This is a genomic window from Pseudomonas sp. P1_F7 (assembly GCF_056405655.1).
Genome location: NZ_JBFUBR010000026.1, coordinates 1 through 22322 on the forward strand (window position 1 = coordinate 1; position 22322 = coordinate 22322).

Genomic DNA, 22322 nt, shown 5'->3' on the forward strand with positions numbered 1-22322 from the left:
CGCGCAACGTCGATTGCAGGTTTTCCACACCTTCCTGGTTCAGCGTGTTGATCTCGGTGATGTCGACGTTGATCGACTCCACCACGGCGGTCTGTTCTTCGGTCGCGGTGGCTACCGACTGGTTCATGCCGTCGATTTCACCGATACGCAGCGTCACGCTGTTCAGGCGTTCGCCCGCGAGGTTGGCGATTTCCACGCTGTCCTGGCTGTGGCGCTGACTGTCGCTCATGGTGCTGACCGATTCCCGGGCGCCGACCTGCAGCTCCTCGATCATGGTTTGCACCTGTTGCGCCGATTCCTGGGTGCGGTGTGCCAGGTTGCGCACCTCGTCCGCCACCACGGCAAAACCGCGACCGGCTTCACCGGCGCGGGCGGCTTCAATGGCGGCGTTGAGCGCCAGTAAGTTGGTTTGTTGGGAAATGCTGGTGATCACTTCGAGAATCTGCCCGATGTTCACCGTTTTGCTGTTCAGCGATTCGATGTTGGAGCTCGATGCGCTGAGCATGCTCGACAGTTGATTCATCGCCACGATACTGCGGTCCACCACTTGCTGGCCGTCTTCGGCCAGGCTGCGGGCAACGCTGGCCTGGCTCGACGCCTGAGCCGCGTTGCGGGCAATTTCCTGGGCTGCGGCGCCGAGCTGGTTGATGGCGGCCGCGACGCTGCTGGTGCGCGAGGCTTGCTGGTCGGAGTTGAACATCGACGAGTTGGAAGCCGCGACCACGCGCAACGCCACTTCATTGACTTGCCCGGTGGCCGAGGACACTTCGCGGATCGAGCCGTGAATGCGCTCGACGAATCGGTTGAACGCGGTGCCGAGGGTGCCGAATTCGTCATTGTTCTGGATGGTCAGGCGTTTGGTCAGGTCACCTTCGCCATCGGCGATGTCGGCCATGGCACGGGTCATGACGTGCAGCGGCTGAATCAGGATGCGAATCAGCATGCCGAGCAGGGCGATGATGATCGCCACGGCAATGATCGTCGCAACCACTGCCGAGGTACGGAATTCGCTGAGCATCGAAAAGGCTTTTTCCTTGTCGACCGACAGACCGATGTACCAGTTGACCGACGACAAGCCTTTGATCGGGGTGAAGGTCACGATGCGGGTTTTGCCGTTGACCTGGATTTCGCTCATTGCGCTGCTGATGGCCGGCGTGTCCTGCGGGTAGACATCCTTGAGTGTCTTCATCGCCAGCGCTTTGTCGGGATGTACCAGGATCTTGCCGTCGGAACTGACCAGGAAGGCATAACCGATGCCGTTGAAATCCAGCGTGCCAAGGCTGTCGGCGATCACTTGCAAACTCAGGTCGCCACCGACCACGCCGATGTTCTGGCCGTCCTTGATAACGCTGTCGACAATGGAAATCACCAGTTGGCCGGAGGCCAGATCGATATAAGGCTCGGTTAATGCCGAACCGCTGCTGCTTTGCGCGCTCTTGTACCAAGGGCGTGCACGGGGGTCATAGCCATCGGGCATCTTGCTGTCCGGGCGAATGATGAAAGAGCCATCCTTGTTGCCGAGGTAGGCGCCCATAAAGGTTGAGGTCACGGCTTTTTGTACAAGCAGCCTGGAAACGTTGTCGGCATCGGGATTGAGCGCGACAGTTTGTGACAGGTTTTCAATCAGCAGGCTGCGCCCGTTCAACCAGGTCTGGATGTTGTTGGCGGTCACTGCGCCCATTTGCTGCAGATAATTTTTCAGGTCATCGCGGATGGCGTTGCGCTGCAAATAGTCGTTGTACAGCGTGAATGAGGCGAAGGCGGCAATCACAATGAGGGCGGCGGCAAGCAGGATTTTATGGCTGAAACGCAGATTTTTGTTCATGGCTTGGGGTTCCGCTAAGGTCTTAATGTCCAGCGCGTGCTTTTATAAAGGGGCGCACAACGGGCAAGGTTGAAAGCAAGTGAATTTTCCGACTCTCCTTAGGGAAATTTCCGACCAGATCGTGTCTGACTGCTTTGTCGTTATCTCTATCGGCCGTGTAGGACCAAAGATTAATCATGGGTGACCAAATGCCTGACTCATTGCAACTCGTTATCGGCGCCGATCTCGAAGGGCAGCCGATTGCCCAGGCCATGCGCCTGGCGAACCGCCACGGTTTGATCGCGGGCGCGACCGGCACCGGCAAGACCGTCACTTTGCAACGAATGGCCGAAGCCTTCAGCGATGCGGGCGTGGCGGTGTTCGCCGCCGACATCAAGGGTGACCTGTGCGGCCTTGGCGCCGCCGGCAACCCCCAGGGCAAGATCGCCGAGCGGATTGCCGGGATGCCGTGGCTCAACCACAAGCCTCAGGCTTATCCGGTGACGTTGTGGGACGTGCACGGTCAGTCCGGTCATCCTTTACGCACGACCTTGAGTGAAATGGGGCCGCTGCTGCTGGGCAGCCTGCTGGAACTGACCGACAGTCAGCAGTCGGCGCTGTACGCCGCGTTCAAGGTGGCGGACCGCGAAGGCCTGTTGCTGCTCGATCTCAAGGACCTGAAGGCGCTGCTCAATCATCTGCGGGACAACCCCGAATTGCTGGGCGACGATGCGGCATTGATGACCACCGGTTCCAGCCAGGCACTGCTGCGACGTCTGGCGACCCTGGAGCAACAGGGCGCCGAAGCCTTGTTCGGTGAGCCGGCGCTGCAACTCGAAGACATTCTCCAACCCACGGCGGACGGTCGCGGGCGCATTCATTTGCTGGATGCCAGCCGCCTGGTGCATGAAGCGCCGAAAGTCTACGCGACGTTCCTGCTGTGGCTGCTGGCCGAGCTATTCGAGCAGTTGCCGGAACGTGGCGATGCCGATAAACCGTTGCTGGCGCTGTTCTTCGACGAGGCCCACTTGTTGTTCAACGGCACGCCGCAGGCATTGCGTGACCGTCTGGAACAGGTCGTGAGGCTGATTCGTTCGAAAGGCGTGGGCGTGTATTTCGTCACCCAGTCGCCGGGTGACCTGCCGGATGATGTGTTGGCGCAGCTGGGCTTGCGTATCCAGCACGGCTTGCGTGCGTTCACCGCCAAGGAGCAGAAGTCCCTGCGCGCAGTGGCCGAAGGTTTCCGGCCGAATCCGGCGCTCGATACGTTGTCGGTGTTGACCGAGCTCGGGATCGGCGAGGCGCTGGTCGGCACCTTGCAGGAAAAGGGCACGCCGGAAATGGTCCGGCGGGTGCTGGTAGCGCCGCCGCAATCGCGGATCGGGCCGTTGACCGACGCCGAGCGCACGGCGCTGATTGCCGGTTCGCCGTTGCAGGGGCGTTATGACAAGCCGATTGACCGTGAGTCGGCCTATGAGGTGCTGATGGGACGCAAAGGCCTGGCGCCCGAAGCCGAAGCGGTTCCGGGTAAACCGGCACCCGAGGAGCCAAGCTTTACCGAGCAGGCCGGGGAGTTCCTCGGTACGGCGGCTGGCCAGGCATTGAAATCGGCGATGCGCCAGGCGGCCAATCAGCTTGGGCGACAGCTGGTGCGCGGGTTGATGGGGTCATTACTGGGCGGCAGCAAGCGCCGCTAGCGCGCGGGCACATTAGGCCTGTGTCAGGTTTTGTTTTTGGCGTGCGCCGCCAGTCGCTCCAGCGCTGCCCGCAGATTCGGGTCGCTGATCCCGTCGGCCGTGGCCTGAATGGTCGCGGCCGCATCGTCCGACAGGTCCATGGTGTGCCCGGCTGCGCCCCGCTGGACGGTAGGCGGCTGCACCTTGAACAGGATTCGCGTCAGGTTGGCAAACTCGTCGAACAGTTGCAGTTGCCGTTGCAGGCGCTTCTGCTGGTAGCGCAGGCGGGTTGCCCAATGACCGTCGGTGACAATCAGCAACAAACTGCCTTCACGCCAGGAAGCCACGTGGCAATGCTCGCGAGCGGCGGGTTGTAATTGGCTCTCGAGCAAACGTTGCAGATGACCCAGGCGTTGAGCGTGGCCAAGAATGGCTTTCAGCGGCTTGGCTTCGCGTAATAGAACGGCAGGTACTTTGGCCGTAAGTGGGCGAAATGCCATGATCAGACACCTGAAGTAACAGAGGCGCCATGGTAGCAGAAAGCGCCGGATGCACCCGCCCATTGCTTTTGTGGGTGCTTTGCCCATTAAATCAACAACTAACTTCTGCCTTGAACGGCTTGAAGTTGAGCAAAACGCCCTTATTTTAAGTGAGCCCCGTCAAAGCGCTGTGCCAGCATCGTGGAATATCGCCACTTTCCTCTCCATCGTTTCCGGGTAGAATGCTCGTTCGCATGCGGCCATGAGGGCTGCACGGGCGACTCACGGGGCCGCCCTCCATCCCTTTAGTGTGGAAGATCCTGCCGATATGTTTGCGCCTTTGTTAAAGAAACTTTTTGGAAGCAAGAACGAGCGTGAAGTCAAACGCATGCTCAAGACGGTGCAACTCGTCAATGCCTTCGAAGAGCAAATGGTGGCCCTTTCGGACGATCAATTGCGTGCCAAGACCAGCGAGTTCAAGGCCCGCATCGCCAAAGGGGAATCCCTCGACAAACTGCTGCCAGAAGCCTTCGCGGTCGCCCGCGAAGCCGGCAAGCGTGTCATGGGCATGCGCCACTTCGATGTCCAGCTGATCGGCGGCATGACCTTGCATGAAGGCATGATCGCGGAAATGCGTACCGGTGAAGGCAAGACCCTGGTGGCAACACTGGGCGTTTACCTCAACGCGCTGTCCGGCAACGGTGTGCACGTTGTGACGGTGAACGACTACCTGGCCCGCCGTGACGCCAACTGGATGCGCCCGCTGTATGAATTCCTCGGCATGACGGTCGGCGTTGTCACGCCGTTCCAGCCGCCGGAAGAGAAGCGCGCTGCCTACGCCGCCGACATCACCTACGGCACCAACAACGAATTCGGTTTCGATTACCTGCGCGACAACATGGCGTTCAGCATGGAAGAAAAATTCCAGCGCGAACTCAATTTTGCCGTGATCGACGAAGTCGACTCCATCCTCATCGACGAAGCCCGTACGCCGCTGATCATCTCCGGTCAGGCCGAGGACAGCTCCAAGCTGTACATCGAGGTCAACAAGCTGATCCCGACGCTTGAGTTGCACATCGAAGAAGTGGAAGGCGAAGTCACCAAGGCCGGCCACTACACCGTTGACGAGAAGACCCGTCAGGTCGAACTCAACGAAGCCGGTCACCAGTTCGTCGAAGAAACGCTGACCCGCATCGGCCTGCTGGCTGAAGGCGAGAGCCTGTACTCGGCGCATAACCTGAGCCTGCTGACTCACGTTTACGCCGGCCTGCGCGCGCACAAGCTGTTCCATCGCAACGTCGAATACATCGTGCAGGACGGTCAGGTCGTACTGGTCGACGAGCACACCGGCCGTACCATGCCGGGCCGCCGCTTGTCCGAAGGCCTGCACCAGGCCATTGAAGCCAAGGAAAACCTGAACATCCAGGCCGAAAGCCAGACGCTGGCATCGACCACCTTCCAGAACTACTTCCGTCTGTACAACAAGCTGTCCGGCATGACCGGTACGGCCGACACCGAAGCGTTCGAGTTCCACCAGATCTATGGCCTGCAGGTCATGGTGATTCCGCCGAACAAGCCGCTGGCCCGTAAGGACTACAACGATCTGGTGTTCCTGACCGCCGACGAGAAATACGCGGCAATCGTGGCCGACATCAAGGAAAGCATGGCCGCGGGCCGTCCGGTTCTGGTCGGTACCGCCACCATCGAAACCTCCGAGCACATGTCCAGCCTGCTCGTGAAGGAAGGCATCGAACACAAGGTCCTGAACGCCAAGTTCCACGAAAAGGAAGCCGAGATCATTGCCCAGGCCGGTCGCCCGGGCGCGCTGACCATCGCCACCAACATGGCCGGTCGTGGTACCGACATCCTGTTGGGCGGTAACTGGGAAGTGGAAGTGGCTTCGCTGGAAGACCCGACCCCTGAGCAGATTGCCCAGATCAAGGCCGACTGGCAGAAGCGTCACCAGCAAGTGCTCGAATCGGGCGGCTTGCAGGTGATTGCCTCCGAGCGTCATGAATCGCGTCGTATCGACAACCAGCTGCGTGGTCGTGCCGGTCGTCAGGGCGATGCCGGTTCCAGCCGTTTCTACCTGTCGCTGGAAGACAGCCTGATGCGCATCTTCGCCTCTGACCGGGTGAAGAACTTCATGAAGGCCCTGGGCATGCAGCCTGGCGAAGCGATCGAGCACCGCATGGTGACCAACGCCATCGAAAAGGCCCAGCGCAAGGTTGAAGGCCGCAACTTCGACATTCGCAAGCAACTGCTCGAGTTCGACGACGTCAACAACGAACAGCGTAAAGTGATCTATCACATGCGTAACACGTTGCTGGCCGCCGATAACATCGGTGAGACCATCGCTGACTTCCGTCAGGATGTGCTCGACGCCACCGTCAGCGCGCACATTCCTCCGCAATCGCTGCCTGAGCAGTGGGACGTCGCGGGTCTGGAAGCCGCGTTGCAGAGCGATTTCGGTGTGGCGCTGCCAATCCAGCAGTGGCTCGACGAAGACGATCACCTGTACGAAGAAACCCTGCGCGAGAAATTGATGCAGGAACTGATCGCGGCGTACAACGAGAAAGAAGACCAGGCGGGCGCCGAAGCGCTGCGCACCTTCGAGAAGCAAATCGTTTTGCGCGTACTGGACGACCTGTGGAAAGACCACCTGTCGACCATGGATCACCTGCGCCACGGTATCCACTTGCGTGGTTATGCCCAGAAGAACCCGAAGCAGGAATACAAGCGCGAGTCCTTCACCCTGTTCTCCGAATTGCTGGATTCGATCAAGCGCGACTCGATCCGTGTGCTGTCCCACGTTCAGGTTCGCCGCGAAGACCCGATCGAAGAAGAGCAGCGCCTGCGTCAGGAAGCCGAGGCACTGGCCGCTCGCATGCAGTTCCTGCATGAAGAGGCTCCGGGCCTTGAGCAGCCGGAAGTGTTGGGCGAAGAGGTCGATGTTGCCCTTGCTGCCGCGCCGGTTCGCAACGAGCAGAAGCTGGGTCGCAACGAGTTGTGCTACTGCGGTTCGGGCAAGAAGTTCAAGCATTGCCACGGGCAGATTCAGTAAAACCCGTTTCAAACGCTGAAATACCCGCGCCGCGACCGGCTTCTGCCGTCGCGGCGTTTTACCATTCGAACCACCGTTCTGCTGAAACGGTGCTGACATCATTTATAAAGGAGCGCATTCATGGCTGTTGGTCTTGGTCCTTTGCCAACGTTGCACCCGGTTGCCGGTTTTGAACTCGGTATCGCCTCGGCCGGCATCAAGCGCCCGGGGCGCAAGGATGTTGTAGTCATGCGCTGTGTTGAAGGCTCCACGGTTGCCGGCGTGTTCACGTTGAACGCCTTTTGCGCTGCACCGGTGATCCTGGCCAAGCAACGCGTACAAGGCCCTGTGCGCTACCTGCTGACCAACACCGGCAATGCCAACGCCGGCACGGGCGAACCTGGCCTGATCGCCGCCGAGCGCACTTGCGCCAAACTGGCGGAACTGACCGGTGTCGATGCCAGTCAGGTGCTGCCGTACTCCACCGGCGTGATCGGCGAGCCGCTGCCGGTCGAGAAAATCGAAGGCGCGCTGCAAGCGGCCCTCGACGACCTGTCGATCCACAACTGGGAAGCTGCCGCCACCGGCATCATGACCACCGACACCCTGCCAAAAGGTGCCAGCCGTCAGTTCCAGCACGATGGTGTGACCATCACCGTTACCGGCATCAGCAAAGGCGCCGGCATGATTCGCCCGAACATGGCGACCATGCTCGGCTACATCGCCACCGACGCCAAAGTCTCCCGCGACGTGCTGCAAAACCTGATGCTGGACGGCGCCAACAAGTCGTTCAACCGCATCACCATCGATGGTGATACGTCGACCAACGACTGCTGCATGCTGATCGCCACGGGGCAGGCCGCGCTGCCGGAAATCACCCGCGCCGAAGGCGAGTTGTTCGCCAAGTTGAAACAGGCGGTGTTCGAAGTGTGCATGGACGTGGCCCAGGCCATCGTTCGCGACGGTGAAGGCGCAACCAAGTTCGTCACTGTTGAAGTCAACGGCGGCGGCAATCACAAGGAATGCCTGGACGTCGGTTACACCGTGGCCCACTCGCCACTGATCAAGACCGCGTTGTTCGCTTCCGACCCGAACTGGGGGCGCATCCTGGCGGCCGTAGGCCGTGCCGGTGTGCCGAACCTGGACGTGAGCAAGATCGACGTATTCCTCGGTGAAGTGTGCATTGCCAGCCGTGGCGCGCGCGCGGCAACCTACACCGAAGCCCAGGGCGCGGCGGTGATGCAGCAGGAAGAAATCACCATCCGTATCGAGCTGGGTCGTGGCGATTGCAGCGAAACCATCTGGACTACCGACCTGTCCCACGAATACGTGAAGATTAACGCCGAGTACCGTACGTAAGATCGAGTCGATCCCATCGCGAGCAGGCTCGCTCCCACAGGTTCAGTGGCGTACACGAATGTTGTGTCCAACGCGGTCACTGTGGGAGCGAGCTTGCTCGCGATGGCGGTTTGCCGGTCAGCCACTAGACTGGCTTGTCCCTAAATCTAAAGGTCCCGAACATGAGCCTGCACCTGATCATCGGCGACAAACTGCATTCCTCCTGGTCCTTGCGCGGGGCCCTGGCCCTCGATCTGGCTGGCGCCTCCTACACCGAAGAACTGATCAAGCTGAACCAGCCGGACACCCGTGAGCGTCTGCTCAAGCATTCGCCGACCGGCAAGGTCCCGCTGCTGAAAGCCGAACACGGCACCATCGCCGACTCCCTGGCGATTGCCGAGTACCTGGCAGAACAGTTTCCCGACGCGAACCTGTGGCCCAAAGACACCGCCGCCCGTGCCCAGGCGCGTTCGGCGTGCGCGCAGATGCACAGTGGCTTTTTCGCCATGCGCGGCAACATGCCGTTCGATCTGAGCCATGACGCAGCACTGTCGCCGGTCCCGGCCGATGTCCAGGCGGACATCGAGCGCATGTCGGCGTTGTGGGCCGAATGTCGTGCTGCTGCGACCGAGAGCGGTCCGTACCTGTTTGGCCGCATCACGTTGGCCGACGCGTTCTTTGCACCCATCGCCGTGCGCCTGCGCACCTATCGGGTGAAACTGTCCGCGGCTGACGAAGCCTATGTCGAAACCCTCTACCAGTGGCCGGCGTTCAAGGCCTGGCAGAAGGCCGGACTGGAGGAGCTGCAAAGGTGAAACGAGTTCATGTCGCCGCCGCTGTCATCCGCGATGGCAGTGGCCATATCCTCATCGCCCGTCGTGCCGACTCCCAGCATCAGGGCGGCCTGTGGGAGTTTCCAGGCGGCAAGGTCGAGGCCGACGAGTCGGTTGAAACCGCACTGGCCCGCGAACTCCATGAAGAGCTGGGCATCGTGGTCGGCGCGGCGCGCCCGCTGATAAAGATTCGGCACGATTACCCGGACAAACAGGTGTTGCTGGATGTCTGGGAAGTCTCGGCATTTACCGGCGAGCCTCACGGTGCCGAGGGACAACCGCTGGCTTGGGTTGCACCTCGTGATTTGTCGAATTACGAGTTCCCGGCGGCCAATCAGCCGATCGTCGCGGCCGCGAAGTTACCCGCTCAGTACCTGATCACGCCGGAAGATCTGGAAACACCGGCGTTGCTGCGTGGTATTCAGAAGGCCATTGCCGGCGGCATCAAGCTGGTCCAGTTGCGCGCACCGAACGGTTACGATCCGAAGTATCGCGACCTGGCGGTAGATGCGGTGGGCCTGTGTGCCGGTAAGGCGCAATTGATGATCAAGGGGCCGTTCGAATGGCTGGGAGACTTCCCGTCCGCGGGCTGGCACATTACCTCGGCGCAGCTGCGCAAATACGCAGCGGCTGGCCGACCGCTACCGGCGTCGCGCTGGCTGGCGGCGTCGTGCCATAACGCTGAAGAGCTGTTGCTGGCCGAACAAATGGGGGTGGATTTCGTGACCCTGTCGCCGGTGCAGCCGACCCTGACTCACCCTGGTGCCGAGCCGTTGGGTTGGGAGCAGGCGTCGAGCTTGATCGAGGGCTTCAGCAAGCCGGTGTTCCTGCTCGGTGGGGTTGGCCCGGCTGAGGTCGAGAAAGCCTGGGCGGCGGGTGCACAGGGTGTGGCGGGGATTCGGGCGTTTTGGCCTGATTCCCAGTGATGCAAATGGCCTCATCGCGAGCAAGCTCGCTCCCACAGTGGATTTGCGGCGATCACAAAACCTGTGGGAGCGAGCTTGCTCGCGATGAGGGCTTGGCAGGCGCCGGCTAAACCTCAGGTTTCGCCGCAGGCCGCCAAAGAATCTCCGCCACTCCCTGACGCTTGGCAATCAGCCGCGCCATCACAAACAACAAATCCGACAACCGATTGATGTACGCCAGGCCAACCCCGGCCAACGGCTCAATCGTATTGAGCTGCTGACACCGCCGCTCTGCGCTGCGCGCCAGGCTGCGGCAGACATGGGCCTGGGCAATCAGCGTCGAGCCGCCGGGCAAGATGAAGTTTTCCAGCGGCCCCAACTCTTCATTCCACACATCGATCGCCGCTTCCAGGCGTTCGATTTCCGCTGCATTCAGCGCCTGATACACCGGCATCGCCAGTTCGCCACCCAGATCAAATAACCGATGCTGGCAGGGAGCCAATACCTCGATCACTTCGTTCAAGCCTGGAAACTGACCAGTTTCTGCCGCCAGCCCGGCCAGCAACACGCCCACCTGACTGTTCAGCGTATCGACTTCGCCAATGGCCTCGATCCGCGGGTGATCCTTGGGTACGCGACGTCCATCGCCCAGCCCGGTCTCGCCTTTGTCGCCAGTGCGGGTGTAAATCTTCGACAAACGAAAGCCCATGGTTACCTCGATAGCAGATTGAGTTCTTGCGGGACAGGCGACGTGCTCGCCAGGGGCAGGCGCAAGGTGAAGCAAGTGCCTTGGCCCAGGGTCGATTGCACTTCCATCTGCCCCTTATGATTATTGGTGATGATGAAGTACGAGACCGACAGCCCAAGCCCGGTGCCCTGGCCGATCTCCTTGGTCGTGAAAAACGGCTCGAAGGTCCGTTTGCGCACGCTTTCGCTCATGCCGATGCCGTTGTCCTCGACCTGAATTTCCGCCCATGGCGGATTCAGCCTGGTGCGCAGAATGATTCGCCCCGGCTCACTGTCGTCCTCGCGCTGGTGAATGGCTTGTGCGGCGTTTTTCAACAGGTTGAGCAGCACTTGCTCCAGTTCGTTGGCGGTGCCGGGGACCGGTCCCAGTGCCGGATCGAACTGACGAATGATGGCCTGGCCTTTGAAGTCGAAACCGATCGCCAGGTCGAAATCGTTGCCGGCGATTTCCACCGCCTGATCGATCAGGGCGGGCAGATCGCACGGGGCCATTTGGCGGGTACTGCGACGGCTGAAACTGAGCATGTGGGTGACGATTTTCGCCGCCCGGGCGCCGGCCTGCTGGATGCCGTCGAGCAACTGCGGCACTTCGCGGACTTGCAGGTACTGGTTGACCGTCGCCAGTTCGATGCCGGCCTGTTCGGCCACTTCGAGGTTCTTCGGCAAATCGGGCGACAGGCGTCGGCGAATGTTTTGCACGTTGTGCAGGATCGCACCCAGCGGGTTGTTGATCTCGTGGGCCATACCGGCGGCAAGACCGCCGACCGAGAGCATTTTCTCCGACTGCACCATCATCTCTTCCAGGGACAGGCGCTGGGTGATGTCGTCGATCCGGATCACCACACCACGCCCGGCGCCGCCCATTAACGGATAGAAAGTCAGGGCGTAGTGGCGGGGCTCGTCGTCCTTGAGCCAGGTGACACGTTCGATTTTGGCCACTGTATGCTGCTCGACCGTTTGCTTGAGTTGCGGCAAAAACGGCTTGAGCGGTTCGAAGGCGAGGAAGATGGGCTGGTTCAGGGCTTCATCGAGGCGCGTGCCGGACAGGGCGCTGGCCTCCTGGTTCCATTGCGTCACGTAGAGCTGTTCGTCGAGGGCGATCAGCGCCGATGGCATGGAGTCGATGATGCTGTTGAGGTAGTTCTGGAAACCGGTGAGCTTTTTTTCGATCTTGCTGCGCACCTGGACTTCGAGCTCCAGTTTGCGGTTGGTATGCCGGGTTTCTTCCGCCAGACCCTGGGCTTGGTCGTAGGCTGCCTGGGAGTCGTCCCGGGCCCGCTTGAGTTGCTGTTCCCGGGCCTCGATCCGCGAGAGCATGGTGTTGAACGCCTCGGCGAGGCTGCCGATTTCATCGTGGTTGCCACGCGAAGCACGCAGTGCGTAGTTTTCTTCACGGGTTACCTGCCGGGACAACTCTTCGAGTTGGTGGATCGGCCGGGTAATCAGGCGCTTGATCTGGCGGGCAATGATCAGCCACAGCAGTACGCTGAAGATCAGAATCCCCAGGCTGGCCGTCAGGGTCCCGGTGTAGAACGCCACTGGCAGTTCGCTCGTGGCCACCAGCAGCAGGTGCCCTGGTGCCGCACCGGTGCGGGGCAGGGGGATGACTTGGTTGGTACGAAACTCGGTAGCCTGCCAGTCTTCGATATGCCGGAAACGCTTCGGCAGCTCCAGGTTGTCGCCACGCTGCAATTGCGCCAATCGCTCACCCTTTGCGTCATACAGGGCCGCCGCGCGCAACGGCGAATAGCTGTTGAGTTCATTCAGCAGGCGCTCGGCGCTTTGCGGTGACGCCAGGGCTTCGGAGGCCAGGTTCGGGTTGGATACCAGTCGGCCGATGGTCTGCAGGGCCTGAGGCGCCATGCTTTCCTGGGAGATGTAGTAGGCGGCGCTGATAAAGGTCAGGTTGGCAACCAGCAGGACGGTGACCATCAGTACCAGCAGGGCAGCCAGCAGTTTCTGGCCGACGGGCAGGTTTTCAAGGCGCTGGCGCAATGGCATCGGATTCATCGCAGACAAGGAACAAGTGGCCAGCGTAGCCGCTGCTCAGTCGCTGGGCAATCCAAGGCTTTGCAGGCGAGCGATCAACCTTGCCTCAAGTTGATTGAGGTGAGGCAGGTTCAGTTGATGGCGCCCAGCCACTTTGCAGGCATAACCGAGCAGGTAGCTGATTTCCGTGCGACGCTGGCTCGTGACGTCCTGATGCATTGAGGAGTAGTTGGCTGCGGTGGCATGAATCACCCGTTCGACTTCCTGCTGCAGGTTTTCGGCTGCTGCCGGCTGACCACAACGCTCGAGCAACTCTACCAGTTCACCGCACAGGGTGGCGACCTCACATTGATGTTGCTGCAAACCGCCGTTGCGGCAATCGTGCAGCACCGTTAGCGGATTGATCGCACAGTTAAGGGCGAGTTTGCGCCACAGCCTGGTCAGGATTTCGGTGCTCCACTCGTGGGGGATGCCGGCAGCGCTCAGGTCATCGAGCCAGATCGGTGCGACCGGATGGCTCGCATCCCCCAGCCAGGTGAAGCCATGCCCGGCAAACACCACGCGCCAATCGCCATCGCGGAAGGCGCCTTCGGTGCTCGACGCATAGATGCAGCGTGCCTGAGGAACCTGTGCGGCCACCGCGTCCTGACTGCCCAGGCCATTTTGCAGCAGGATCAGTTCGGCGCCTGGGGCAAGGCGTGGCGCCAGTCGGGCCACTGCACTTTCGGTATCGTAGGCTTTGCACGCCACCAGCAGGCGGTTGATCGGTTGGGGGCTGTCGGCTGTCTCGGCGGGCACGGCATAGTGTTGCGCCTCGCCGTGTTCCACCAGTGTCAATCCACCGGCCGCCTCATAGGCCTGCAGTCGCGCGGTGTCCCGCAGGATCAGCCTGACCGGCACTCCAGTCCGAGCCAGACGTGTCGCCCATAAAGTGCCGAGGCTGCCGGCGCCCAGAACATGCCAGGTGGTAGACATCAGCTTTTTGCTCTGTTTAAGGCGTGCATCGGCAGCTCACAGTGAATGATGGGAAAGACCCGTTATAATCAGCGCGGATTTTAACCGCAAGCCAGGCGTGCTCCATCAGTGCGCCTTTAAATTTGGAGAGATTACATGCCGTCGTTCGACGTGGTATCCGAACTGGACAAACACGAAGTCACCAACGCGGTCGAGAACGCCGTCAAGGAACTCGATCGTCGTTATGACCTGAAAGGCAAAGGCAGCTTCGAGTTCAAGGAAAAAGACCTGACCGTCAACCTGACCGCCGAAGCGGATTTCCAGCTCGAAGCGATGATTGAGATCCTCAAGCTGGCTCTGGTCAAGCGCAAAATCGACGTGCAGTGCCTTGAAGTCAAGGACGCGTTTGCGTCGGGCAAGCTGATGAAGCAGGAAGCCGTCCTCAAGGAAGGCATCGACAAGGAACTGGCGAAGAAAATCGTCGCTCACGTCAAGGACGCCAAGCTCAAGGTCCAGGCGGCCATTCAGGGCGAGCAGGTTCGCATAACCGGCAAAAAGCGTGATGACCTGCAAGAAGCCATTGCAGTGCTGCGGGCCAAGGAATTCGGTATGCCGCTGCAGTTCAACAACTTCCGCGACTGACCTTGAAAGCGGGAACCTCTTGGCGTTTGCGACGTCGGAGGCCCAAGCAACGGCAGAAACGATTGAGCCCGTCGCGGTCCAATCGTTCTGCCGCTTTTTTTTACGCATGCCGAATAGCCGGAAAACAGGAGAGAGCAGATGGACTTAAATGCTGAGGTAGACAATCTGGTCAAGGTATCCCAAACCTGGATCCCGATGATCATGGAATACGGCAGCCGTGTACTGTTGGCGGTCATCACCCTGGCCATCGGCTGGTGGCTGATCAACAAAGTCACGAAAAAGCTCGGCGGCCTGATTGCATTGCGTAATGCCGACCTGGCGCTGCAAGGCTTTATCAGCAGCTTGGCGAACATCATTCTCAAGATCTTGCTGATCGTCAGCGTGGCCTCGATGATCGGTGTGGAAACCACTTCGTTTGTCGCGGCGATTGGTGCCGCAGGCCTGGCCATTGGCCTGGCATTACAGGGCAGCCTGGCGAACTTCGCTGGTGGTGTGCTGATTCTGTTGTTCCGCCCGTTTCGTATCGGTGACTGGATCGAGGCTCAGGGTGTCGCCGGTACTGTCGACAGCATCCAGATTTTCCATACCGTGCTGCGTACTGGTGATAACAAAACCATCATCGTGCCCAACGGCAATCTGTCGAACGGCATCATCACCAACACCAATCGTCAGCCGACCCGCAAAGTCGTGTTTGATGTAGGCGTTGATTACGAAGCGGACTTGCAGAAAGCCCGAGAAGTGTTGCTGGAGTTGGCCAAGGACCCGCGAGTATTGGCCGATCCGGCACCACAGGCAGTTGTTTCTACCTTGGGTGACAGTTCGATCACACTTTCGCTTCGTGTTTGGGTAAAGACTGCCGATTACTGGGACGTAATGTTCATGTTCAACGAACTGTCCCGTGATCGTCTGAGAGAAGCCGGCATCGATATTCCATTTCCACAGCGAGTTATTCGCGTGGTTCAGGAATCTGCTGTGCAGTAATTGGTTTTCTGGTCAAAGCCTGACTACTCGGTCAGGCATGTTCTGCATAGAACTGATCGTTTAAACACACTATTGACACGCCAATGAAAAAGGCCCATCCGAAGATGGGCCTTTTTTTGATTACCGCGAACTAACTTTCTGCGATTACAGAATGTTGAGTGGGTAGTCGGTGATCAGGCGGAACTCAGAGATATCGCCTTCGCCTTCGTCAGTGTTGGCAGAGTGCCATGCTTGACGGATGCGGAACGACAGATCTTTGGCTGGGCCGGTTTGAATGACGTACTTGGCTTCCACGTTGGTTTCGTGGTGTTTGCCGTCTGCACCGTACAGACCGGCGTAGGCGCTGTTCGCTGGAGTGTTGGTACCGTCGATGTTCCAACCATTCACGTAACGGACCATGAAGCTCAGGCCAGGTACGCCGTACTCGGCCATTTTCAGGTCGTAACGGGCTTGTACCGACTTCTCGCCCGGAGCATTGAAGTCAGAGTACTGAATGGAGTTGGCGAGGAAGATCGAGTCGCCACCGCGGTTGTTTTTACCCACACCGATGTAGTCGAACGGGGTATCGCCGTTGACCTTCTGGAAGCCCAGGGTCACGGTGTGTGCTTTCAGGAACGAGTAAGCAGCAGCCAGGGAGTAGGCGGTGTTGCTGATTTCGCCTGCTTTAGCGTTACCGGTATCCTGGGTGTTGTAGATGTTACCGTCGAAGTTGATCGAGTTGTCACCGCCCAGTGCGAGGGTGTAGTTCGCGTTGGCGTAGTACTGGTTCCAGACGTCTTCGAGCTTGGCACCGTAGAGCGAAACACTCAGGTCTGGGGTAATGCCATACTTGCCGCCGAAGTAGTCGATGGAGTTGGCTTGCACGCCAGCGTAAGTAGCCCACAGGTCGCCGTCACGGGCGTTGCTGTCCTGGCTGGTTGCCGAGTAGAAGTGACCGGCTTCGAGGTCGAGGTCTGTAACTTCGCTGCTCTGCAGTTGGATACCGCTGGCAGTTTGGTGAAGGATACGGGAACCGCCTACAGCGAACACTGGAGAGGTGCTTGGCTGCATGTCGCCGACTTTCAGCTCGGTCTTGGAGATGCGGAACTTGGCGGCAGCGCCGGCTTTGCCCTGGCTGTTGTTGACTTCGCCATCACCGTCCACGGACATGTTGCCGGAGCCTGCATATTTGTYGGAACCGTCCAGCTTAATGGCCAGTTGGCCCCAAGCTTCAACGCCAACACCGATCAGACCTTGGGTGTAGCCAGAGCTGTACATGCCCTGAATGCCCTGGGTCCAGTCTTTGTCATCGACTGCGCCGTCTTTCTTGTTACGGTTGTAGTAGTAGTTGCGAACCAGCAGGTCGAGTTTGCTGTCTTCAACGAAACCTTTGGCTTCGGCCTGGTCGCTTACGAAAGGTGCGGCTACTGCCAACTGAGTACTGGCTGCTGCTGCAACTGCCAGTGCGATCATGCTCCACTTCATCACGCGCATCGTGATTTGCTCCTTTGGTTTTAGAAGAGTACTGCCGTCCCACCTGTTTTTTTATCTGGGCGGCTCTTTCTTTTTGTGTCGGCGCAAACTTATATCACGCCGACAATGTTGGCGATACTTGCGTATCTAACCTTTCGCCTTCTTTACGACCCTGTCGCAAACAGCGATGTAGATGTCGCAAATTTCCAGCTCCAGCGCAACCGGGCCGACAACTTTAATGCTGTTTTCCGAGCCTTGGCGCCGGTAAAAAGAGTCCTGGTGAAACGTTTGAATCTCCATCGGGCTACCTTGCCACTGTTTATTTTGCCTGAAGGCCTCCGCTTCCAGCGGGTGCCACATCAGGTGATGTTGGGTATGAATGCAACAAGTGTGCACAAATTCGAGTTTTGTTGCAGTTTTTTTCAAAATGACTGTCTGGCGCTGTAAAAACCTCATAAAACCGGGGGAGGGAGCGCGTTTAGTTTGGGCTTGACGCCTTGCCTGGCATCATGTTGCACCCTTCTAAACGACTGCCTTACAAACAAAAATGTTACCGGTTCACCCCGCCGGTGAGTAAATGGCGGATGTCGAAGCGTTCAGCGTAGACCCACTGTGCGGTTTTGGTGCAAATTTTTTTTGTGTTGTGCTGAATTCATACAGGTTGTCCGCTTGTCTGAAATGAACTCCTTGTTGTTAATCAGTCATTTTGGCGTTTTTTTCGGCTTATTGGTTCTGAGGTGGTGCGCAGTTGCGAAAAATGTCTCATGTGGGGGCGCTGGCCTTTCGCCGGCGCTCGTGACCTCTGTGTAAGGTTCGTCGTGAAGCATGCGCCGTTCGCAGGTATGCTGCCGTCCGGTCGTTTGGCGCGCTGTCCCATCAGGAAGGGCGCTAAGCTGAAAAATGATGATCCGGCGGGAGTGTGCGCAGTGTTCGTTTTAGATCCACGACTTCAACAAGACACGTTACCGATCGGGGACTTTCCGCTCTGCCGGTTGCTGCTGTCCAACGATTCGAACTATCCCTGGTTCATCCTGGTGCCTCGTCGCGAGGCTATCAGCGAGATATTTCAGTTGGATGTCGCAGACCAGCAACAGCTTTGGCAGGAAACAACTGCGCTGTCGCAAGTGCTCAAGGACTCGTTCGATGCGGACAAGTTGAATGTTGCGGCGCTGGGCAATGTCGTCAGTCAGTTGCACATGCATGTGATTGTGCGCAAACGCGAAGATGCCGCCTGGCCAGCGCCGGTTTGGGGTAAGCACCCGGCAAAACCCTACAACTCGGAGCAGATCGCCGCCATTCGCGAACGTTTGCGTCTGATTTTGACCAATGATTTTACGTTTCTGGAGGGCTGAGCCATGAGCCTGGAAGAGCGCGTTACCGAGCTTGAAAGTCGTCTGGCCTTTCAGGATGACACCATCCAGGCATTGAATGATGTACTGGTCGAGCAGCAGCGGGTGGTCGAGCGTCTGCAGCTGCAAATGGCCGCACTGCTCAAGCGGCAGGAGGAAATGGTCGGCCAGTTCGAGTCGTTCGAAGAAGAAGCGCCGCCGCCCCACTATTAAGTAAATCGCAGGCATAAAAAAACCGCGGACAGCTCGGCTGTGCGCGGTTTTTTTTAGCCTTGAATCAGCGGCGCGGCAGTGCGGCGATCACATCTTCGGCTTGCAGGCCCTTGTCACGATTCATGACGGAGAACTCCACGCGCTGGCCTTCGACCAGGACGCGGTGACCTTCACCGCGAATGGCCCGGAAGTGGACGAAGATATCGTCGCCGGAGTCGCGGGAGATGAAGCCGAAGCCTTTGGACGTATTGAACCACTTAACGGTGCCGGTATCGCGGTTGCTCATGTCGTAGCTTGGCGAGGCGGTGGCTGGTGACGACTTGTAGAAGCTGATGCCCAGGTGCAGGGCAACGGCAATCAGGGCTGCGACCAGGCTGAACAGAACGGCGGGTTGACCGGCGATGACGGGCATCGGCGCGATCAGCGTCAGGGTTTGCAGGACCACGCTCAGAACCAGCAGGGCGCTGACCAGGTTTTGCAGTTGGTGACGTGGGCCTTTGTTCCAGTAAGGGATGACAGGTGCAAGTGTGAGGTTGAGCAGGCCGAAAAAGGCCAGGTACAGCGCGTCGGGTTGTTGCAGGTAAGGTAAGGCTTCGGATTGCAGGCTAGGGATGAAGGACAGCAGCAAGGCCGCTGCGCCTATCAACAGATGGACGATTTTCAACATTTTGATTAACTCACGTTAAGACAGCTCACAAGGAAGAGCTGATGGCGCACGGTTCGCTTCAAGATAATAAAGAGGCGTTGGACACGTACCCGGTATCAGCCTATGCGCCATACCCGGAAAAATAGGCACTGGCGACACGCTGTCTATTTAACAGCAAAGCCGCAGGCTACTCAAATCAGGGCGTCCGGCGGCTCTTTGGGGATGATTTGCCACAGGTTGCCCCGGGTTGCCGGGCTGCGGTACCTGCGGCCGACTTGCTGACCCAGCGTATGCAGGTGCATGAAAAAACGGCGTGGATGCTTCGCGCTCTGCTGGATCAGTAATACTCGCGTGCGTGGATGACGCCTTGAAGTGTTGTTCGAACTCTTCTTTCCTACGTCATTCAATACTGTGCTTCTGAAGGGTGTGTCACTTCGTTGCGTGGGAAATTGTCCGGAGTAGGACGTTGTCCAGAGTCTGCCAACAGTTGTTGGCTTCTCCTACGCCGAGGGTCATAAAGTCGTCTGGATATACCTTTGTACCTGCGTTTTTATAAGTCGACACACAGTTGCACTTAAGGAAGCCAGGATGGCAAAGGAGTGTCAGCGTTATGGTTTATGAACGGCAGGAAGAGGGACGATACGGTTCGCACAAGGATGTAAGGGTCGATCCGTTTGTTCGCGAGTTCGATATGGGGTTGGCCCAGCCCTTGTCCCGCTCCGTACGATTGAATGGCTTCGCAACCTGTTTGCGGCTTGAGCAGGTTTATTGGGATATTTTGGGGGAGATGGCCCGGATCAATGGTTGCTCGGTCAGTAACCTGTTATCTCATGTGGATCGCGAAGTTCACTTGCGTCACGGCGGGGTAAGGAACTTCAGTGGATTGGTGCGGGTTGTCTGCGTCGTGCACAGTCTCAAGGAAGGGGGTTGCACCGTCACGGCCTAGCCTGGGCGGCGAAAGCAGCAGAGTGTCGGTCTGTGCAGTCTTACGGCTGCACAGGCCGCATTTAATGGATATAATCCCGCTCTTTGCCGCAAAACCCTGCGTGAGCGGTAGCAATCTGATCGCCGAGACAACCTCCATGCCGATGTACGATTATCAATGTGCTTCCTGTGGTCATCAGTTGGAAGCCATTCAAAAGATCAGCGATGCACCGCTGGTCGACTGCCCTGCCTGTCAGGCGCCAGAGCTTAAGAAACTGCTGTCCATGCCGGGCTTCCGCCTCAGCGGCACGGGTTGGTACGAAACCGATTTCAAGACCGGTTCCAAGAAGAACCTGGCCGGCGGCGACAAAGCTGACTAGGTCTGGAACCTGAGTTGAACGACACGCGTGCTCTTGCATCACCCGACGACTTTTTTAAAGGCGGGGCTGCTGTAGGATCTCCACCGAATTTCGAATTACGAGAAGTGAAACCACGACCATGATGCGCAGCCATTATTGCGGCCAACTGAACGAAAGCCTGGACGGCCAGGAAATTACCCTTTGCGGATGGGTCCATCGTCGCCGTGACCACGGTGGGGTGATTTTCCTCGATATCCGTGATCGTGATGGTCTGGCCCAGGTCGTGTTCGATCCGGACCGCGCTGAAACCTTCGCCGCAGCCGATCGCGTGCGCAGCGAGTACGTCGTGAAGATCACCGGCAAGGTTCGCCTGCGTCCGGCCGGTGCGACCAACGCCAACATGGCGTCGGGCATGATCGAAGTCCTGGGCTACGAGCTGGAAGTACTGAACGAATCGGAAACCCCGCCGTTCCCGTTGAACGAGTTCTCTGACGTCGGCGAAGAAACCCGTCTGCGCTATCGCTTCCTCGACCTGCGTCGCCCGGAAATGGCCGAGAAGCTGCGTCTGCGTTCGCGCATGACCACCAGCATCCGTCGCTTCCTGGACGAGAACGGCTTCCTCGACGTCGAGACGCCGATCCTGACCCGTGCTACCCCGGAAGGCGCGCGCGACTACCTGGTGCCGAGCCGTACTCACGCCGGTTCGTTCTTCGCCTTGCCGCAATCGCCACAGCTGTTCAAGCAGCTGCTGATGGTGGCCGGCTTCGACCGTTACTATCAGATTGCCAAGTGCTTCCGTGACGAAGACCTGCGTGCCGACCGTCAGCCGGAATTCACCCAGATCGACATCGAGACCAGCTTCCTCGATGAAAAAGAGATCATGGGCCTGACCGAGCAAATGATCCGCAACCTGTTCAAGGAAGTGCTGGGCCTGGAATTCGGCGAGTTCCCGCACATGACCTTCGAAGAAGCCATGCGCCGCTACGGTTCCGACAAGCCAGACCTGCGTAACCCGCTGGAACTGGTGGACGTTGCCGATCAGCTCAAGGAAGTCGACTTCAAGGTGTTCAGCGGCCCGGCCAACGACCCGAAATGCCGTATCGCCGCTCTGCGTGTACCTGGCGGGGCGAGCATGCCGCGCAAGCAGATCGACGACTACACCAAGTTTGTCGGCATCTACGGTGCCAAGGGCCTGGCGTACATCAAGGTCAACGAGCGCGCCAAGGGTGTTGAAGGCCTGCAGTCGCCAATCGTGAAGAACATTCCTGAAGACAACCTCAACGTGATCCTCGATCGCGTCGGTGCGGTCGACGGCGATATCGTGTTCTTCGGCGCCGACAAAGCGAAGATCGTCAGCGAAGCCCTGGGCGCGCTGCGGATCAAGCTCGGCCACGACCTGGACCTGCTGACCTGCAAGTGGGCGCCAATGTGGGTCGTCGACTTCCCGATGTTCGAAGAAAACGACGACGGCAGCTTCACCGCCTTGCACCACCCGTTCACCGCACCGAAGTGCACCCCGCAAGAACTGGAAGCCAACCCGGCTGGCGCTCTGTCCCGTGCCTACGACATGGTGTTGAACGGTACCGAACTGGGTGGCGGTTCGATCCGTATCCACCGTAAAGAGATGCAGCAGTCGGTGTTCCGTCTGCTGGGCATCAACGAAGCGGAACAGGAAGAGAAATTCGGCTTCCTGCTCGACGCCCTGAAGTACGGCGCACCGCCGCACGGTGGTCTGGCCTTCGGTCTGGACCGTCTGGTGATGCTGATGACTGGCGCCCAGTCGATCCGTGAAGTGATCGCCTTCCCGAAAACCCAGAGCGCGGCAGATGTCATGACTCAGGCGCCGGGCCAGGTGGATGCCAAGGCATTGCGCGAACTGCACATTCGTCTGCGCGAAACGCCTAAGGCCGAGTAAGGCTGACCTGAAGGGCGCATCTGCGGATGCGCCCTTTCTTTATAGACAAAGCTGTTCAAGACTTTTGTTTGTC

General features: G+C 58.9%; 20 protein-coding genes and 1 pseudogene. 13 read left to right on the plus strand and 8 right to left on the minus strand.

All coding sequences use genetic code 11. From position 1 onward, the window contains the following. Positions 1 to 1825, minus strand: a 1825-nt coding sequence (locus AC1D1M_RS28570) for a methyl-accepting chemotaxis protein (protein ID WP_477778283.1), incomplete at its 3' end; no start/stop codon positions are given. Between the two features lie 188 nt (positions 1826 to 2013). On the opposite strand from AC1D1M_RS28570, the gene AC1D1M_RS28575 reads away from it, so the two are divergent. After that, on the plus strand, positions 2014 to 3501 hold the full coding sequence (locus AC1D1M_RS28575) for a helicase HerA-like domain-containing protein (RefSeq protein WP_477778284.1): 1488 nt from the start codon (positions 2014 to 2016) through the stop codon (positions 3499 to 3501). A gap of 23 nt (positions 3502 to 3524) precedes the next feature. Here AC1D1M_RS28575 and AC1D1M_RS28580 read toward each other — a convergent pair whose 3' ends face one another. After that, the gene (locus AC1D1M_RS28580) at positions 3525 to 3980 is read right to left on the minus strand and encodes a DUF721 domain-containing protein (RefSeq protein ID WP_477778285.1); all 456 of its coding nucleotides are present in this window, start codon (positions 3978 to 3980) and stop codon (positions 3525 to 3527) included. Positions 3981 to 4287: 307 nt separating this feature from the next. On the opposite strand from AC1D1M_RS28580, the gene secA reads away from it, so the two are divergent. From secA to AC1D1M_RS28600, 4 genes are all read left to right on the plus strand, one after another. Then, complete coding sequence (gene secA, locus AC1D1M_RS28585; protein ID WP_477778286.1) at positions 4288 to 7023, plus strand: preprotein translocase subunit SecA; 2736 nt, start codon at positions 4288 to 4290, stop codon at positions 7021 to 7023. Between the two features lie 120 nt (positions 7024 to 7143). After that, entirely contained in the window at positions 7144 to 8361 is a 1218-nt protein-coding gene (gene argJ / locus AC1D1M_RS28590; protein WP_477778287.1) for a bifunctional glutamate N-acetyltransferase/amino-acid acetyltransferase ArgJ, read from the plus strand. 161 nt (positions 8362 to 8522) lie between these two features. Further along, a complete protein-coding gene (locus AC1D1M_RS28595; protein ID WP_477778288.1) occupies positions 8523 to 9155 on the plus strand; it encodes a glutathione S-transferase family protein in 633 nt (210 codons plus the stop codon). Next, positions 9152 to 10099, plus strand: coding sequence for a Nudix family hydrolase (locus tag AC1D1M_RS28600; protein ID WP_477778289.1), 948 nt, complete (start codon positions 9152 to 9154; stop codon positions 10097 to 10099). Before AC1D1M_RS28595 ends, AC1D1M_RS28600 begins: the two co-directional genes overlap by 4 nt. A 106-nt stretch (positions 10100 to 10205) precedes the next feature. Here AC1D1M_RS28600 and AC1D1M_RS28605 read toward each other — a convergent pair whose 3' ends face one another. Genes AC1D1M_RS28605 through AC1D1M_RS28615 form a run of 3 tightly spaced genes read right to left on the minus strand, consistent with a single transcriptional unit; the run spans position 10206 to position 13789 of the window. Beyond that, complete coding sequence (locus tag AC1D1M_RS28605; RefSeq protein WP_477778290.1) at positions 10206 to 10787, minus strand: cob(I)yrinic acid a,c-diamide adenosyltransferase; 582 nt, start codon at positions 10785 to 10787, stop codon at positions 10206 to 10208. A 2-nt stretch (positions 10788 to 10789) separates the two neighbouring features. Further along, a complete protein-coding gene (locus tag AC1D1M_RS28610) occupies positions 10790 to 12826 on the minus strand; it encodes a sensor histidine kinase (protein WP_477778378.1) in 2037 nt (678 codons plus the stop codon). 45 nt (positions 12827 to 12871) lie between these two features. Continuing rightward, the gene (locus AC1D1M_RS28615) at positions 12872 to 13789 is read right to left on the minus strand and encodes a putative 2-dehydropantoate 2-reductase (protein ID WP_477778291.1); all 918 of its coding nucleotides are present in this window, start codon (positions 13787 to 13789) and stop codon (positions 12872 to 12874) included. 135 nt (positions 13790 to 13924) lie between these two features. On the opposite strand from AC1D1M_RS28615, the gene AC1D1M_RS28620 reads away from it, so the two are divergent. Both AC1D1M_RS28620 and AC1D1M_RS28625 read left to right on the plus strand, forming a co-directional pair. Then, positions 13925 to 14410, plus strand: a complete 486-nt coding sequence (locus AC1D1M_RS28620; RefSeq protein WP_007977344.1) for a YajQ family cyclic di-GMP-binding protein — start codon at positions 13925 to 13927, stop codon at positions 14408 to 14410. 138 nt (positions 14411 to 14548) lie between these two features. Continuing rightward, positions 14549 to 15391 (plus strand): mechanosensitive ion channel family protein, encoded by an 843-nt coding sequence (locus AC1D1M_RS28625; protein ID WP_477778292.1) that lies wholly within the window; start codon positions 14549 to 14551, stop codon positions 15389 to 15391. Positions 15392 to 15535: 144 nt separating this feature from the next. On the opposite strand, the gene AC1D1M_RS28630 is transcribed toward AC1D1M_RS28625, so the two are convergent. Beyond that, positions 15536 to 16864, minus strand: coding sequence for an OprD family porin (locus AC1D1M_RS28630; protein ID WP_477778293.1), 1329 nt, complete (start codon positions 16862 to 16864; stop codon positions 15536 to 15538). A 126-nt stretch (positions 16865 to 16990) separates the two neighbouring features. Beyond that, positions 16991 to 17269, minus strand: a complete 279-nt coding sequence (locus AC1D1M_RS28635) for a hypothetical protein (RefSeq protein WP_477778294.1) — start codon at positions 17267 to 17269, stop codon at positions 16991 to 16993. Positions 17270 to 17769: 500 nt separating this feature from the next. Here AC1D1M_RS28635 and AC1D1M_RS28640 point away from each other — a divergent pair, with 500 nt between their 5' ends. Further along, entirely contained in the window at positions 17770 to 18195 is a 426-nt protein-coding gene (locus AC1D1M_RS28640) for an HIT domain-containing protein (RefSeq protein WP_477778379.1), read from the plus strand. A gap of 3 nt (positions 18196 to 18198) precedes the next feature. Beyond that, positions 18199 to 18405, plus strand: a complete 207-nt coding sequence (locus AC1D1M_RS28645; RefSeq protein WP_477778295.1) for a SlyX family protein — start codon at positions 18199 to 18201, stop codon at positions 18403 to 18405. Positions 18406 to 18469: 64 nt separating this feature from the next. On the opposite strand, the gene AC1D1M_RS28650 is transcribed toward AC1D1M_RS28645, so the two are convergent. Further along, positions 18470 to 19072, minus strand: a complete 603-nt coding sequence (locus AC1D1M_RS28650; protein WP_477778296.1) for a cold-shock protein — start codon at positions 19070 to 19072, stop codon at positions 18470 to 18472. Positions 19073 to 19314: 242 nt separating this feature from the next. On the opposite strand from AC1D1M_RS28650, the pseudogene AC1D1M_RS28655 reads away from it, so the two are divergent. From AC1D1M_RS28655 to aspS, 4 genes and pseudogenes are all read left to right on the plus strand, one after another. Then, a pseudogene (locus AC1D1M_RS28655) lies at positions 19315 to 19395 on the plus strand (DNA starvation/stationary phase protection protein); the annotation flags it as partial. Between the two features lie 266 nt (positions 19396 to 19661). Beyond that, entirely contained in the window at positions 19662 to 19997 is a 336-nt protein-coding gene (locus AC1D1M_RS28660) for a ribbon-helix-helix domain-containing protein (RefSeq protein ID WP_477778297.1), read from the plus strand. A 136-nt stretch (positions 19998 to 20133) separates the two neighbouring features. Continuing rightward, entirely contained in the window at positions 20134 to 20355 is a 222-nt protein-coding gene (locus AC1D1M_RS28665) for an FmdB family zinc ribbon protein (protein WP_032829812.1), read from the plus strand. A 118-nt stretch (positions 20356 to 20473) separates the two neighbouring features. Continuing rightward, on the plus strand, positions 20474 to 22249 hold the full coding sequence (gene aspS, locus AC1D1M_RS28670) for an aspartate--tRNA ligase (protein ID WP_007995642.1): 1776 nt from the start codon (positions 20474 to 20476) through the stop codon (positions 22247 to 22249). Positions 22250 to 22322: the final 73 nt, after the last annotated feature.

Bases quoted from the DNA above. Each gene is read 5' to 3' on its own strand.
- AC1D1M_RS28575 (WP_477778284.1), top strand. From the start codon at position 2,014: ATGCCTGACTCATTGCAACTCGTTATCGGCGCCGATCTCGAAGGGCAG.
- AC1D1M_RS28580 (WP_477778285.1), bottom strand. From the start codon at position 3,980: ATGGCATTTCGCCCACTTACGGCCAAAGTACCTGCCGTTCTATTACGC.
- secA (WP_477778286.1), top strand. From the start codon at position 4,288: ATGTTTGCGCCTTTGTTAAAGAAACTTTTTGGAAGCAAGAACGAGCGT.
- argJ (WP_477778287.1), top strand. From the start codon at position 7,144: ATGGCTGTTGGTCTTGGTCCTTTGCCAACGTTGCACCCGGTTGCCGGT.
- AC1D1M_RS28595 (WP_477778288.1), top strand. From the start codon at position 8,523: ATGAGCCTGCACCTGATCATCGGCGACAAACTGCATTCCTCCTGGTCC.
- AC1D1M_RS28605 (WP_477778290.1), bottom strand. From the start codon at position 10,787: ATGGGCTTTCGTTTGTCGAAGATTTACACCCGCACTGGCGACAAAGGC.
- AC1D1M_RS28610 (WP_477778378.1), bottom strand. From the start codon at position 12,826: ATGCCATTGCGCCAGCGCCTTGAAAACCTGCCCGTCGGCCAGAAACTG.
- AC1D1M_RS28615 (WP_477778291.1), bottom strand. From the start codon at position 13,789: ATGTCTACCACCTGGCATGTTCTGGGCGCCGGCAGCCTCGGCACTTTA.
- AC1D1M_RS28620 (WP_007977344.1), top strand. From the start codon at position 13,925: ATGCCGTCGTTCGACGTGGTATCCGAACTGGACAAACACGAAGTCACC.
- AC1D1M_RS28625 (WP_477778292.1), top strand. From the start codon at position 14,549: ATGGACTTAAATGCTGAGGTAGACAATCTGGTCAAGGTATCCCAAACC.
- AC1D1M_RS28645 (WP_477778295.1), top strand. From the start codon at position 18,199: ATGAGCCTGGAAGAGCGCGTTACCGAGCTTGAAAGTCGTCTGGCCTTT.
- AC1D1M_RS28650 (WP_477778296.1), bottom strand. From the start codon at position 19,072: ATGTTGAAAATCGTCCATCTGTTGATAGGCGCAGCGGCCTTGCTGCTG.
- AC1D1M_RS28660 (WP_477778297.1), top strand. From the start codon at position 19,662: ATGGTTTATGAACGGCAGGAAGAGGGACGATACGGTTCGCACAAGGAT.
- AC1D1M_RS28665 (WP_032829812.1), top strand. From the start codon at position 20,134: ATGCCGATGTACGATTATCAATGTGCTTCCTGTGGTCATCAGTTGGAA.
- aspS (WP_007995642.1), top strand. From the start codon at position 20,474: ATGATGCGCAGCCATTATTGCGGCCAACTGAACGAAAGCCTGGACGGC.